The organism is Pseudomonas sp. CROZ-RG-20F-R04-15 (assembly GCF_022662375.1).
In the GTDB taxonomy this organism is placed as follows: Bacteria; Pseudomonadota; Gammaproteobacteria; order Pseudomonadales; family Pseudomonadaceae; genus Aquipseudomonas.
In genome coordinates this window covers 139,708-153,802 of the sequence record NZ_JAKNQL010000011.1, presented here as the reverse complement: position 1 = coordinate 153,802, position 14,095 = coordinate 139,708, and the positions used below count along the sequence as shown (strand labels likewise).

At 61.9% G+C, this 14,095-nt stretch carries 10 protein-coding genes; all 10 read right to left on the bottom strand.

Translation table 11 applies throughout. The features are described 5' to 3' along the window. Positions 1 to 83 precede the first annotated feature (83 nt). Positions 84 to 770, bottom strand: a complete 687-nt coding sequence (locus tag L8H52_RS17990; RefSeq protein WP_242208019.1) for a glycosyltransferase — start codon at positions 768 to 770, stop codon at positions 84 to 86. After that, positions 767 to 1,366 carry an SAM-dependent methyltransferase gene (locus L8H52_RS17985; protein WP_242208020.1) on the bottom strand — a complete coding sequence of 200 codons (600 nt, stop codon included), beginning with the start codon at positions 1,364 to 1,366 and terminating at the stop codon, positions 767 to 769. Before L8H52_RS17985 ends, L8H52_RS17990 begins: the two co-directional genes overlap by 4 nt. Next, entirely contained in the window at positions 1,363 to 2,121 is a 759-nt protein-coding gene (locus L8H52_RS17980) for a PIG-L family deacetylase (RefSeq protein WP_242208021.1), read from the bottom strand. Before L8H52_RS17980 ends, L8H52_RS17985 begins: the two co-directional genes overlap by 4 nt. Further along, positions 2,118 to 3,116 (bottom strand): acyl-CoA dehydrogenase family protein, encoded by a 999-nt coding sequence (locus L8H52_RS17975; RefSeq protein WP_242208022.1) that lies wholly within the window; start codon positions 3,114 to 3,116, stop codon positions 2,118 to 2,120. The genes L8H52_RS17980 and L8H52_RS17975 overlap by 4 nt, the downstream gene beginning before the upstream one ends. Position 3,117: 1 nt before the next feature. Beyond that, positions 3,118 to 5,277 (bottom strand): glycogen debranching protein GlgX, encoded by a 2,160-nt coding sequence (gene glgX, locus L8H52_RS17970; protein ID WP_242208023.1) that lies wholly within the window; start codon positions 5,275 to 5,277, stop codon positions 3,118 to 3,120. A gap of 225 nt (positions 5,278 to 5,502) precedes the next feature. Beyond that, complete coding sequence (locus L8H52_RS17965; protein WP_242208024.1) at positions 5,503 to 5,817, bottom strand: DUF2934 domain-containing protein; 315 nt, start codon at positions 5,815 to 5,817, stop codon at positions 5,503 to 5,505. A gap of 27 nt (positions 5,818 to 5,844) precedes the next feature. Then, a complete protein-coding gene (locus L8H52_RS17960) occupies positions 5,845 to 8,613 on the bottom strand; it encodes a malto-oligosyltrehalose synthase (RefSeq protein ID WP_242208025.1) in 2,769 nt (922 codons plus the stop codon). Further along, positions 8,610 to 10,688, bottom strand: coding sequence for a 4-alpha-glucanotransferase (malQ, locus tag L8H52_RS17955; protein WP_242208026.1), 2,079 nt, complete (start codon positions 10,686 to 10,688; stop codon positions 8,610 to 8,612). The genes L8H52_RS17960 and malQ overlap by 4 nt, the downstream gene beginning before the upstream one ends. Then, on the bottom strand, positions 10,685 to 12,484 hold the full coding sequence (gene treZ / locus L8H52_RS17950; protein ID WP_242208027.1) for a malto-oligosyltrehalose trehalohydrolase: 1,800 nt from the start codon (positions 12,482 to 12,484) through the stop codon (positions 10,685 to 10,687). The genes malQ and treZ overlap by 4 nt, the downstream gene beginning before the upstream one ends. An 18-nt stretch (positions 12,485 to 12,502) precedes the next feature. After that, complete coding sequence (gene glgA / locus L8H52_RS17945; RefSeq protein WP_242208028.1) at positions 12,503 to 14,089, bottom strand: glycogen synthase GlgA; 1,587 nt, start codon at positions 14,087 to 14,089, stop codon at positions 12,503 to 12,505. Between the last annotated feature and the right edge of the window lie 6 nt (positions 14,090 to 14,095).

Genomic DNA, 14,095 nt, shown 5'->3' with positions numbered 1-14,095 from the left:
AAGGCTGGTTGATTGCCCCGCGACGCTCCGAACCCTGGATTGCCGCGCAGCAGAGTATTGCTCATGAAGTGAAGTTCGTCGCGTCACAGATCAATCTGATCCGCTCTTTTTTGCTCTATCTGTGCCAGATTTCGCAGATAGTCACCAAAGCCACCGCGCGCTCGGCTGTCGAAGCGAGCGCTGGTCAGCACTTGCGGACGATGGCTCCAGGCGATGTTGGCACCGTCCAGTTCCAGTTCTCGCACCAACTGCACATCTTCGTCGCAGGCCAGCGGTTTAAAGCCTCCGGCCCAGCGGTAGGCGTCGGCGCTGATGCCCAGATTCGCACCGTGGATATGCCGATGGCCATCACAGGCCCGGTAATGCCGGTGGTAGCGGATTTGCGCCGCTGCATCGAACGACTCGTGCCAGTGCTCGACCGTGACGGTACCGCATACCGCGTCGGCACCCAAGCCCAGCTGTGCCACCAGCCAGTCATCGGCGACGCGGCTGTCGGCGTCCGAACAGGAGATCCAGCGCGCGCCACGCTCGAGCAACAGCTGTGCGCCAGCCGCGCGGGCCTGGCCGACATTGCGGGCGTCGATGTGCAGGCTCAGCACCGGATAGTTGCTGACAATCTGCGCCGAGCGGTCGGTGCAACTGTCGAGCACCACCAGCACTTCAACGCGCTCGCCGGCCAGCAAGCCATGCCGGCTGGCGCGCAGGGCCGCGTTCAGGCATTCGTCGAGCAGGTCTTCTTCGTTGTGTGCCGGGATCAGAATGCCGATCATCGCAACCCCTCCAGCGCCGCTACCGAGCGCGGTTCGCGGCTCCATATCTCAAGGATAAAGTCCGCTTCCTGATGCAAAACCAGGCGTGGCAGATGCAGTTTTTCGTGGATCAGGTCGTGAACCTGCCGCGCATTCAGCGGGCAATCGTCGATCGGTGGACGCCAGTGACAGGCGAGGAACTGACCGTCGGCAGTCAGGCAATCACTGGCCCGACGGATCACCTCTGTCAGATCTTCGCCATCAAGGTAGTAGCCGATCTCGCTAAATACAATCAGGTCGAATTTTTCCTCCGGCCAGTCGCCGGGAAGACGGTTTTGCCGCACTTCGGCGTGTTCGAACAGGCTCAAACGCGTGCGCGCCAGGGTCACCGCCGCACTGGCGGTGTCGCAGCACAGCAAACGATCGCAACGGGCGGCCAGTTCGGCGCTCAACTCGCCGTTGGCGCAGCCGGGTTCGAAGATCGCCCGATAATGCGGACGCGGCAGGGCGGCGAGGGTGATCGCGCGTTTGCGCTGCTCGTACCAGCGCTCGCGGAACGCCCACGGGTCGTCGCTGCCGGCAAACAGGCCGTCGAAATACCGATCCTCGACACTCATAGAAACACCACTTCAAAGGGTTGCAGCAGGCGATCGAGCACATAAGGCGCCAGCACCGGGCCGAGTCCTGCGTCGGGATCGCCTTCCAGTTGACTGGCAAAGGCGTGCACCGCGTGGCGTTTGCGCGCCACTTGCGCTGGCGTCAGGAGAATCTTGCGCGCCCGTTGCCACGGTACAAAGGCGTCTTCCGGCGTTGCCCAGTGCCACGTCCACACCGGCAGTTCATGACAGGTCGCGCCAACCCGACGCGCCGCTTCAGCACTGGCGTGGCCAACGGCTTCGTGGTCGCAATGACCGTCCTCGCTCCACGTGGTGAAGAGCACGTCGTCGGGTCGCAGATGACGCTCGATGAACTCGACCAACTGCGCTTCCTGCGCTGCGACCTGAGTGTCAGTGAAGCCGCCGCGCAGCCACTTCACGCGATGCATCGGCAGACCGAGACGGCGCAGCGCTTCGGCGGATTCCTGTGGGCGAACCACGCTCAACCGTGCTACTGGCCAACGACTGGAACCGGGGTGGCTGGCGCTGCCGTCGGTCACCGAAATCAATTGCAGAGACCTGCCAGCGGCGGCGAGCAATTGCAGCAAGCCGCCACAACCGAGCACTTCGTCGTCCGGGTGCGGCGCGATAATGACTGCCCGTGCGCCCGGTGGCACCAGACTGAGGATGTCGATGCTGTCCAGCTCCGCCAGATGCCGCGAGGCCTGCCACTGATGCAGGCTCGTGCCCTGACCGACAATCGGATTGGTTTTCATAGTGCCCATGCCTCCATAGAGTGCCCGGCCACCAATTGCCCTAGCGCGGCCAGATCCCGTTCGGCATGACTCTGGCGCAAGAACACCGGCAGATCGGCGCTGAGCCGGGCAAAGTGCCGATCCTTGCAAAACGGCCCGGCGCCGAGGGCGCGACCGACTTCACGCATCACCTGTTCGGCCGACTGTTCGACCACCGCGCGAGCACGCCGGGCCAACAGTTCGGCGTTGTCCTCGGGATGCGCATCGATGTGCAAGGCGCTGAAGCGCAATACATCGGCGGCGGCCTGCAAAGCGCTGTCGACCGCGCCGAGATGCGCCAACGCATGCGGTTCCGGACGTTGCCCACACTGCGTGCGCAATGCTTCGGCTATTTGCCGCGCGGCGCCGTACCAGCATGCCGCAATGCCGATACCGCCCTGCCAGAAACCGGGGCGTTGCAGATAGTCGCCGGGGTTGCCGATGGCTTGCGCTTCAGCACCGTCGAACAGCACTTCAACGCTGCCAGTCGCGCTCATGCCCACGGCTTGCCAGCCCTGTTCGGTGATGGTCACACCCGGTTGGTCGAGGGCGACCGCCACCAGTTGTTGCTGATCATCGGCGTCCCACGCAGTCAGCAAGGCATGGCTGAGCACCGCAGCACCGGAGCACCACGCCTTGCGCCCGTGCAGCGCGACCATGTGCCCGGCCGGACTGACCTTGACCCGTGCCTGCGGCGGTTCAGCGGCCCACATGCCCCAGGTGCTGCCCGGCGTCGGCGTGCCGCCCAGTTGTTCGATGATCGCCAGTGCGTCGGTATGACCTTCAAACAGTTTGCACAAACCGAGGTCATGCCCAGCGACCTCCGCCAGACACTGAAAACGTTCCAGCGTGCGGCCACTGCCCGGTAACGGCAAACGATCCAGCCCGGCTTCGACCAGCGCCCGCAGGCAATTGCCGAGCGCTACGGTGTGCGGATAATCCGCTGGGCAGCGGCCGAGATAACGATGCAGATCCATATCAGTCTTCTTCATCACGTTGCAGTTCGAACAGCAGCAACGAGCGCCCGGTGACCGAGTATTGGTGACCGAACTCGAAGCGTTCCTGACCGCGAATCGACGGCTGATTGGTGTCGATCATACAGGTCCAGAAACCGCCGTCAGGCACTTCCGGCAAGGTGAAATTGACGATGTCATGGTGCGCATTGACCACCAGCAGCAGCGTCGCATCCGCGCCTTTACGGCGAATCCCGGTTTCCTGCGCGCGACCATCGAGCAGCATGCCCAGGCAACGGTTGTGCGCATCGTGCCAATGCTCGGTGGTCATCTCGGTGGCGTCCGGAGCCAGCCAGGTGACGTCCTTGACGCCGATGTCCTCGTTGTACTCGCCGACCAGAAAGCGTCCGCGACGCAGGATCGGATAGGCCAGGCGCAACTTGATCAGACGTTTGACGAATTTCAGCAGTGCCTTGCCGTCTTCGCTCAGGTCCCAGTTGACCCAGCCGATCTCGCTGTCCTGGCAATAGGCGTTGTTGTTGCCGTCCTGAGTGCGGGCAAATTCGTCACCGGCAACGATCATCGGCGTGCCCTGGGAAAGCAGCAGCGTGGCGAAGAAATTGCGCATCTGCCGGTGGCGCAGGGCGTTGATCTCGGGATCGTCAGTCGGGCCTTCGACGCCGTGGTTCCACGACAGGTTGTTGTTGCTGCCGTCCTGATTGTTCTCGTCGTTGGCTTCGTTGTGCTTGTCGTTGTACGAGACCAGATCGTTGAGGGTGAAGCCGTCGTGGGCGGTGATGAAGTTCACCGAGGAATACGGACGCCGCCCACGCTGGTTGAACATCTCGCCCGAGGCGGTCATGCGACTGGCGAAATCGGCGACCTGGCCATCGTCGCCTTTCCAGAAGGCACGCACGGTGTCGCGGAACTTGTCGTTCCACTCGACCCAGCCCGGCGGGAAATTCCCCACCTGATAGCCACCGGGACCACAGTCCCACGGCTCGGCAATCATTTTTACCTGACGCAACACCGGGTCCTGGCGGCAGGCGACAAGGAAGCTGTGACGCTCGTCGAAACCGTCGTGGTAGCGGCCGAGAATGGTCGCCAGATCGAAACGGAAGCCGTCGACGTGCATTTCGCTGGCCCAGTAACGCAGCGAGTCGGTGACCATTTGCAGCACGCACGGGTGGCTCAGATCCAGCGTGTTGCCGGTGCCGGAATCGTTGATATAGAAGCGCTTGTCGTCGGGCATCAGCCGGTAGTAGGACGCGTTGTCGATGCCGCGCATCGACAGGGTCGGGCCTTGCTCGTTGCCCTCGGCGGTGTGGTTGTAGACCACGTCGAGGATCACTTCGAGATTGGCTTCGTGCAGATGCGCGACCATTTCCTTGAACTCGGCGATCTTGCCGCTGGCCAGATAACGCGGGTCCGGGGCGAAGAACGCGATGCTGTTGTAACCCCAGTAATTGGTCATGCCCTTTTGCAGCAGATGCTGATCGTTGACGAAGGCATGGATCGGCAACAGCTCGACCGACGACACGCCGACATTGCGAATGTGTTTGAGCACATCGTCATTCATCAAACCGGCAAAGGTGCCGCGCACGTTTTCCGGCACCGACGGGTGACGCATGCTGATGCCGCGCACGTGGGTTTCGTAAATGATGGTCTTGTCCCACGGCACGCTGACGCGGTGGTCATTGCCCCAGGTGTGCGCCGGGTCGATGACCTTGCATTTGGGCACGAACGGCGCGCTGTCACGTTCATCGAAACTGAGATCGGCGTCGGGGTGGCCGATGGTGTAGCCGAACAGCGCTTCCGACCATTTCAGTTGGCCGACCAGTTGTTTGGCGTAGGGGTCGATGAGCAATTTGTTGTGGTTGAAACGGTGACCGTTGGCCGGATCATACGGGCCGTAGACGCGGTAGCCGTAGATCAGCCCCGGGTGCGCGTCGGGCAGGTAGCCGTGGTAGATCTCGTCGGTGTATTCCGGCAGTTCGATGCGTTCAAGTTCGACCTCGCCGGCATCGTCGAAGATGCACAGTTCGACTTTGGTGGCGTTGGCGGAAAACAGCGCGAAGTTGACCCCCAGCCCATCCCAGGTCGCACCCAGCGGGAAGGGCAGGCCTTCACGGATTCTCGACGGCTCGGCGTGCGCGGTGGGCTCGGCTTTCTTTGGACGGGTCATGATTGCTCCTGCAAAAATCGGGATGGTTCGGTTAACACTGTTTCCCCTGTGGGAGCGAGCCTGCTCGCGAAAGCGGTGGGTCAGCTGACAGAGATGTCGGATGTGCCGACGTCTTCGCGAGCAGGCTCGCTCCCACAGGGTTTTGTGTATTTATTCAGGGCGAGTGAACCCTCGGTGGCGAGCGAACCCGCCACACGGTCATTCAATTCATATTTCCGGTAAGCGTCAGATCGCCGAAGGCTTCTTTGGCGCTCGAGGCTTTTTCTCGGTGGCTTTTTCGCCCGGGGGAATCACTTTGGCGGCGCTGGCGGGCTTGGCTTTCGCCGCAGGTTTCGGTTTGGCGGCCGGCGCCTTGGTTTCGGCAGTCTTGCCAGCGGTTTTGCTGCCTGCCGCTTTCGGTGGCTTCTTCGGGGCCAGCGCCTCGGCTTCAGCCAGTTTGCGCGCCATCTCCCAGTGGCGCGCTTCCTGACCGTCAGGCTGACCTTCCGATTCCCAGATTTGATAGGCGAATTCGCGAATGCGTTTATCGTCGGTACTCATCGCAATGCTCCTGAACTGAACTCGTGCTTACGTTAAGTGTTGGATAAAGAGATTGACCGGGACATCCCCCAGCGCGTCGCTGATATTCAGCTCCCTGTTTTTTGTGACTGCGCTGCTTGAAAAAAGTCCCTTCAGGTTTGTCTCAGAGGCGGCGAACGGTAAAATCACCCGCGTATCGCCCCAGCGCAGCGCATCGACCTGAGGTACAGCACTGTTTTCCAGCAGCGTGGCGCAACGGATCGGCACGATCACGATGGCCTGCTTGCCCTCATGTTCGCGGGCAAACGCGAGCACGTTGTGCGCCTGATTGCCCAGTACCTCCAAGGGCTGGTAGGTGCCACGCCGAAACAGCTCGGCGTGCTCGGCGCGCAGGTTCAGCACCTGGGCGATCAAGGCTTGCTTGATGCGCCCGTCACGCCAGTTCGCCAGCAACTCCACAGGTGGCAATGGCTCCTGCAAAGCTCGTTCGCGAGCGGCGTAATCCACCGGCCGGCGGTTGTCCGGATCAACCAGGCTGAAGTCCCAGAACTCGTTGCCTTGATACAGATCCGGCACCCCCGGCACGGTCATGCGCAGCAAGGTTTGCGCCAAACCATTGAGGGCGCCGGCAGCGGCGATGCTGTTGACCGTCTTGCTCAGTGCGGCGCGCAGCAGTTCGCCTTCCTCACCGGTAAGGAGTTTTTCGGTGAATGCCTGCGCGGCGTTTTCATAGGCTTCGTTGGGCGCACTCCAACTGCTTTGCAGCTTGGCTTCGCGCAGGGCTTTCTGCTGCCATTGCCAGATGCGCTTGGCGTAATCGGCGAACCCGGACTGATCGTCTTCGCGCAGATGCAGCGGCCAACTGCCGAGCAACGCTTGGTAGAGAATCAGCTCATCACCGCTTGACGGCAGTTGATCGTCAACCCGCACCGGTCGGGCGAGGGCGCGCCACAATTCGATCTGCTCGGCGTACCAATGGCTGCGTTCACTGAGCACGGCCAGCCGTGCGCGGGTGTCTTCGCCGCGTTTGTGATCGTGGGTCGCGGTGGCCAGCAAGTTGTCGGGAAATTCATTCAACCGTTGCTGATTGACCGCATGAAAGTCGCTGACCGGCGCGCTGAACTGTTCGGTGTTGTAGCCGACGTCATTGCGCGACAGCAGCACCGCCGAGCGATACAGCGCGGTGTCCTCCACGGCTTTGGCCGCCGCCGGTGAAGTCAGTTGCTGAAAACGCACGCAGGCATGTTTGAGAATCTTCCGTGAGCGCCCGCGCGGTTTGTGCCGCCAGGGTGTGCCGCCGAGCCAGGCAGCGACGCAATCAAGCACCGGCCAGTCGGCTTCGCTCAGTGTTGGTCGGGCACCGTCCATGGCCTGCTGGAAAAACACCTCGTCCTGCGTCGAGCGACCCATGGCGCTGATGTAAGTGCGATACACCGGGAAGTGCACGATCAACGCCTGCAACACCCGGCGGATCGCGCCGAGCGTCAGGTCACGGGTCATCAGGTCGTCGCGGGCAACTTGCAGCAGCGCCTGAGCGACACTTTCGCAGTCACTGGCGAGAGAGCCGTTGAGGATCTGCTGGCGCGCCAGTTGTGCCTCTTCGATGAAGGCGGCCGGGCGTTCGGTGCGCCGTTGCCAGAGATCACCGAGTACGTATTCTCCATCGGGATCGTGTTGCAGCAGCGATAGCTGATTCATGAATTCATAACCGGTGGTGCCGTCCACCGCCCAGTCGCGGTGCAGGGTTTCGCCGGCGCCGAGGATCTTCTCGACGTAGATCGGCAAGTGCCTGCCGGGTGCCAGCAGATCAACGCGGCGGCGCAGTTTGCGGCAGTAGCCGCGCGGGTCGGCGAGGCCGTCGATGTGGTCGATGCGCAAACCGTCGACCAGACCTTCGGCGATCAACTGGAAGATCTTGCCGTGGGTGGCCTCGAACACCGCTGGGCGTTCAACGCGCAGCCCACCGAGCTCGTTGATGTCGAAAAAGCGCCGCCAGTTGATGTCATCTGCGGCGGTGCGCCAACTGGCAAGGCGATAGCTCTGGCGCTCCAACAACGCATGCAGTGTGTGGAAGCCTTCTTCGCTGGTTGAGTCGAAGTGCTTGAGGTTGTGTTCAATGGCTTCAGCGATTGACGGATCCGCCGCCAGTTGCCGCAATTCTTCTTGCAACGGAATCGCCAGCGAGTGGGCATCGGTTTGATAGCTGAGGGTGCTGAAGCGATCGGCTAAAGGCTTCAGCGCTTCCGCGGATTTGAGCAATTCACCGTAATCGTTCGGGCAGATCGGGAAGTGATGATCGTAGTGCTCGACGTAAAAGCTGCCGGTGTCGGGGTTGAAACGCAGTTTCAGCGTGCCTTCCTGCAGCGCGACGCCGTAATCGCTGCCAAGAAATGGCAGCAACAACTGGCCCTCCATTAACGGGTCGGGCGAGTGCCATTGAATGTCGAAGAACTCGCCGTAAGGGCTCAGCCGTCCCCATTCCAGCAGGTCGAGCCACCACGGATTGTCGTTGCCGCCGACGGCCATGTGGTTGGAGACAATGTCGAGGATCAGCCCCATGTTGTGTTCGCGCAGGGTGCCGACCAGGCGCCGTAATGCCGCTTCGCCGCCGAGCTCGGGGTTGACCTGGGTCGGGTCGACCACATCGTAACCATGCATGGAACCGGCCCGCGCCGCGAGCAGCGGCGAGGCGTAAATGTGGCTGATGCCGAGCCGGGCAAAGTACGGCACCAAGGGCACCGCGTGTTCGAGGGTGAAACCTTTATGAAATTGCAGACGCAAGGTCGCGCGCAAGGGCTGGATGAGCGATTGATTCATTGGTCACGCTCGGCTGCCTGAAGACGCGCGCAGGCCAGTAACTCCAGACGTCGCGCCGCATCGGCGCCGTCGAGTAGCGCCTCACTGGTGCCGGGCAAGCGCCGCGACCAGTTTGGATGGGTGTCGATGGTGCCCGGCAGATTCGCCTGTTCATTGATGCCCAGCGCATCTTCCAGCGGTAACAGCACCAGCGGCGCGCGGGTGTGGCCGAGGAAGCGTACGGCGGCGTCGACCACTTGATCGGCCTCGTGGGACTCCTCGCGAAAATTCTGCGGATCCTGGCTGAGCGCGCTGCGCAAACCTTCGCGCTCACGCTGGCGGTGCTGGCGCCATTCGATTTCGCCGTTGGCATCGACAAAACCCAGCCGCGCGTTCCAGTCGATGTCACGGCCATGCCACCAGCCGTTGAGCGTCGGCAGATCGTGAGTGCTGGTGGTTGCCAGTGCGTTGTCCGGCCAATCCAGAATCGGTTTGAAAAAGGTGTTGTCCTGTTCGAAGAGCAACACGCGCATGCCCAGCATCGAACGGGCGATGAGTTTCTCGCGCAGGCCATCGGGCACGGTGCCGAGGTCTTCGCCGAGGACAATGGCCTGATGGCGATGGGATTCAAGGGTCAGCAAGCGCAGCATGTCATCGACCGGGTAATACAGATACGCGCCATCGGCCGGGATGGCGCCGTTGGGGATCACCCACAAACGTTGCAGGCCCATGACATGGTCGATGCGCAAACCGCCGGCGTGGGCGAAGTTGGCGCGCAGCATGTCGATGAAGGCACGGAAGCCATTGCGGATCAGGCCTTCCGGGGAAAACGCGGAAATGCCCCAGCCCTGGCCCGAGCGATTGAGAATGTCCGGCGGCGCACCGACGGTGAGCGAGGCGAGCAATTCGTCCTGAAAACTCCAGGCCTGACTGCCGGCGCCGTCGGCACCCACTGCCAGATCGGCGATCAGGCCAATGCCCATGCCGGCACTGCGTGCAGCGGTTTGCGCGCGTTCCAGACAACGGTGGATTAGCCACTGGCAAAAAGCGAAATAGCCGATGCGTTCGGCGTATTCCTCGGCAAACGCTTCCAGCGCAGCACCACGCGGGTCGTGCCAGTGTTCCGGCCACTGGCGCCAGTCGAGGTTTTCGCCACGGGCGGCGCGCATTTCCTGAATCGCTTCGAACCGGCAATGGTTTTCCAGTGCTTCGCCACCGGCATGGCGGAAACTGGCGAAGTCCGGGTGCAGCGGGTGGTCACCGGCAACGAACCCTTCATACAACGCTTGCAGGAGCTTTTGCTTGGTGTCGGCGGCGCTCGGCCAGTCGATCAGTTTCAAGTCTTCGAGTTGCGCGAACTGTTCGGCCAGACCTGCCGCGTCGATGGCATCGCGCAAAGCACGCTCACCGAGAATCGCGCCCGGTGCGGCGTACAGAGAGTTGAGGAATAGCCGACTGGACGGCGAATAAGGGCTGTAGCGCCCGGTATCGGCGCTGAACATGGCGTGCAGCGGGCTGATTGCCAGTGCGTCGGCACCGCGTTCACCCGCTACACGAACCAGTTCTTCCAGCGCTTGGGTGTCGCCAAAACCGCCATCGCCTGGGCGGCGCAGGGAATACAGCTGCACACTCAGGCCCCAGGCGCGCGGGATCGGATTATCGACCGCATCGCCGACGCTGAAGCAGCGCTCGGGCGCCACGGCCAGGGTGAAGTACTGATCGGCAATGTGCACTTGTTGATAGCCGACCGGAATCAGCCCCGGCAACACCGCTTCGCTATCCAGTTTGAGGTTCAAGCGCGAGCCGTCTTCAAGGTGGATTTCGCAGGGAGTCTCAGGCGCGAAATAGCGCGCCAGATCGAGGCCGACGCCGACGTCGCTGGTCAGCAGCGGCGGCAGATGGCGATCTTGTTGTACCGCTTGCAGTTCCAGCAGGCTGGCGTCGATTTCCTGCGCCGTGCTGGCAGGGTGGCCGAGGCCGATCAGAACATTGCGCAGCACCGCCGGGGCGACTTTTTGCTGGCGACCATTGGCGTCGATCCAGTCGACGGCGATGCCGGCGCGGCTTGCAAGAATTTCCAGTTGCGCATCGCTCATAGGCGCTCTCCATCCAGAGGTTGCAAAGGGGTTGCGGCCGTGAGGCTGACAAGCGCGCAATACGCGGGCAGTTGGCCCGAATCCGAGACGACGGCGGGCGGCTGTTGAAACAGCCACACAGCGTCGGTCTGTGCAGGGTTGACCACTGGCGTGTCGCTGAGGTTCAGGTCAATTCGCAGCTCGCTGCCATTGCCCAGACGCCAGCGCGCACTGACCGCGCCGTGACCGAGCATATGGGCGCCGAGCGCTTGCGTGCCGGACAGATGGGGAATGATGTATTGATGGCGAAACTGCAGGAGCTTTTGGTACAGCGCGAGGGTTTCCTGCTGTTTTGCGCTGCCATGACCGATCAACCTTGGCTGTGAGGCATGGAAGGTTTTTTCCGCATTCGGGTCGGGAATCTGCTCGCGCTTGTGCGGATCGGTGAAGGCGCTAAACGCGGCGAATTCATTGCGTCGACCTTCTCGCACCAATTCCGCCAGTTCGCCGTGGTGACTGGTGAAAAACAGGAACGGCTGCTCGGCGGCGAACTCGTCGCCCATGAACATCAGCGGAATCATCGGTGACAGCAGCAACAGCACGGTCGCTGCCTGCACGGCACGCGGATCGGCCAGATGATGCAGGCGCTCGCCGAACGCACGGTTGCCGATCTGGTCGTGGTTCTGCAGAAACAGCACGAATGCCGTCGATGGCAGATGCTCGCTCGGTTCGCCACGTGGCTCGCCATGGCGGGTAATGTGCCCCTGGAAGACAAATCCCTGACTCAAACAGCGCACCAATTGTTCGGTGGGTTGTGCGGCGTAGTCGGCGTAATAGGCGTCGGTTTCGCCGGTGAGCAGCACGTGCAGGGCGTTATGGCCGTCATCGTTCCATTGCGCGTCGTAATCGTATTCGAGCAGGCTCGACTGGTTCAGCTCGTTCTCCACGGTCAGCCAGACATGCCGTGTCGGGTCGATCTGCTGGCGGATTCGCTGGGCCATCTCGGTGAGGAAATCCGGGTCTTCGATGGCATGCACCGCATCCAGGCGCAAACCGTCGAAGCGGTATTCGAGCAACCACATGAGCGCATTTTCGATAAAGAATTCGCGAACTTCGCTGCGGCGAAAATCGATCGCCGCGCCCCACGGTGTGTGTTTGTCCTCGCGGAAAAAGCCTTTGGCGTAACGGTGCAGGTAATTGCCGTCGGGACCGAAGTGGTTGTAGACCACATCAAGAATGACCGCCAGACCGTGGCCGTGGGCACTGTCGATCAAGTGCTTTAGTTGTTCCGGCGTGCCGTAGGAGGCTTGCGGTGCGTAGGGCAAAACACCGTCGTAGCCCCAATTGCGTTCGCCGGGGAACTGCGCCAGCGGCATCAGTTCGATGGCGGTGATGCCCAGGCCCGCGAGGCGCGCCAGATGTTGTTCGACTTCAGCGAAACCGCCGAGCGCACCGACGTGCAACTCGTAGATCACCGCTTCGCTCCACGGCCGACCGTGCCAGGCACTGTGTCGCCATTGATAGCTCAGCGGATCGACCACCACGCTGTGGCGGTCGAGATCACCATCCTGTGCTCTGGAGGCCGGGTCGGGCACCTCCAGTTCGCCGTCGATGTTGTAGCGGTAGCGGGTGCCCGCCGGGCAACGGGCCTTGATCACAAACCAGCCGTCCGCCTGAGACAGCATTGGCAGCGACTGGCCGTTTTCCAGTTCGACACTGACGTAAAAAGCATCCGGCGCCCACAGCGCGAACTGTGTGTGTTCGGCGTCCAGCATTATCGCGCCGTGGGGCCAGTTTTCAGTAGACCGTAACGGCATCGTAGCCAACCTCCCTGGTTACTTGTGGTGCGTTTTACCCAGTGCCTTGGCCACCAGTCGTTCGTAGAGTTCGGCGTACGGTTCAACCGCTTTGCACCAGTTGAACGGCGCCGCCATCGCCCGGCAACGCATGGCATTGAGCAGTTCGGGAAAAGCGAAAACCTTGAACGCGCGGCTCAGGGCTTCCTGATAGCTTTCGGCGGTGGATTCATCGAAGAGAAAACCGGTGACGCCGTTTTCAATGGTGTCGGCCAGCCCGCCAGTGTTGCGCGCCACCGGCAGCGAGCCGAAGCGCTGGGCGTACATCTGGCTCAAACCGCAAGGCTCGTAACGCGAAGGCATCAGCAGGAAGTCGCTGCCGGCGAACATGCGGCGGGCATCGGTTTCATTGAAACCGATGCGCACGCCGATCTGGCCGGGGAAGCGCAGCGCCAGTTCACGCATGGCTTGCTCTTCTTCCGGTTCGCCGCGACCGATGATCGCAATCTGGCCGCCGCTTTCAACGATGTACTCGGATACCGCGATCGTCAGGTCGAGTCCTTTTTGATAGACCAGGCGGGAGACCACGGCGAACAACGGACCTTCGGAGTCATTCAGTTCGAACAGGTCGCGGACATGGGCGGCGTTGACCGCTTTGCCTTCCCAGTCACCAATGGCAAACGGTGCGAACAGGTGCGGATCGGTGGCGGCGTCCCAACTCTCGTCGATGCCGTTGGGGATACCGCTGAGCAAGCCTTGCTGGGTCTTGGCGGCGAGAAAACCATCGAGGCCGCAGCCGAAATCCGGGGTAGTGATTTCCTGCGCATAAGTCGCGCTGACCGTGGTGATGTGGCTCGAATAGGCCATGCCGGCCTTGAGGAACGACATCTTGCCGTAGAACTCCATGCCTTCCTGTTGCAGGGCATGGTTGGGAATTCCCAGCTCAGGGCAGGAACCGAGGCTGGTGACGCCTTGATAAGCGAGGTTGTGAATGGTGAACAGGGTCGGCGTGCGCTGCCCGCGCCAGTGCATATAAGCCGGGGCCAGACCGGCCGGCCAGTCATGGGCGTGCACCAGATCCGGGCACCAGTGAATTTGCGCGAGGTTGGCGGCGATGTCGGCAGCTGCCAGACCGAGGCGGGCGAAACGAATGTGGTTGTCCGGCCAGTCGCGACCGTTGTTGGCGCCGTAGGGCGAGCCTTCGCGCTCGTAGAGTTCCGGGCAGATCAACACGTAGATGACCAGACCGTCAGGCATGTCCATGCGGCCGATCTTGCACGGCGGCAGCGCTGCGTGGCCACCGAGTTCGCCGATGATGTGGATCGGGTTCTCGCTGTGCATCACTTGCGGATAACCGGGGATCAGCACGCGCACATCGTGCAGATGGGCCATGGCGCGGGGCAGGGCAGCGGAGACGTCACCCAGACCACCGGTTTTCACCAGATCGGCGATTTCCGAGGTGACGAACAGCACTTTCTTTTTGTTCGGGTTCTGGCTCGCTACCGGAGTCAGCGTTTTGGTGCCGGGGACGTTGATCTGTCGGCTGCCGGGAACACTGACGGTGCTCGATTCGCCTACTGACTGCTGAGCACGCTCTCCCTGAATATCCAATGCCGCACTGATCATATGTAA

Excerpts from the sequence above, each read along its gene's own strand:
- L8H52_RS17990 (WP_242208019.1), bottom strand. The coding sequence starts at position 770 with ATGATCGGCATTCTGATCCCGGCACACAACGAAGAAGACCTGCTCGAC.
- L8H52_RS17985 (WP_242208020.1), bottom strand. The coding sequence starts at position 1,366 with ATGAGTGTCGAGGATCGGTATTTCGACGGCCTGTTTGCCGGCAGCGAC.
- L8H52_RS17980 (WP_242208021.1), bottom strand. The coding sequence starts at position 2,121 with ATGAAAACCAATCCGATTGTCGGTCAGGGCACGAGCCTGCATCAGTGG.
- L8H52_RS17975 (WP_242208022.1), bottom strand. The coding sequence starts at position 3,116 with ATGGATCTGCATCGTTATCTCGGCCGCTGCCCAGCGGATTATCCGCAC.
- glgX (WP_242208023.1), bottom strand. The coding sequence starts at position 5,277 with ATGACCCGTCCAAAGAAAGCCGAGCCCACCGCGCACGCCGAGCCGTCG.
- L8H52_RS17965 (WP_242208024.1), bottom strand. The coding sequence starts at position 5,817 with ATGAGTACCGACGATAAACGCATTCGCGAATTCGCCTATCAAATCTGG.
- L8H52_RS17960 (WP_242208025.1), bottom strand. The coding sequence starts at position 8,613 with ATGAATCAATCGCTCATCCAGCCCTTGCGCGCGACCTTGCGTCTGCAA.
- malQ (WP_242208026.1), bottom strand. The coding sequence starts at position 10,688 with ATGAGCGATGCGCAACTGGAAATTCTTGCAAGCCGCGCCGGCATCGCC.
- treZ (WP_242208027.1), bottom strand. The coding sequence starts at position 12,484 with ATGCCGTTACGGTCTACTGAAAACTGGCCCCACGGCGCGATAATGCTG.
- glgA (WP_242208028.1), bottom strand. The coding sequence starts at position 14,089 with ATGATCAGTGCGGCATTGGATATTCAGGGAGAGCGTGCTCAGCAGTCA.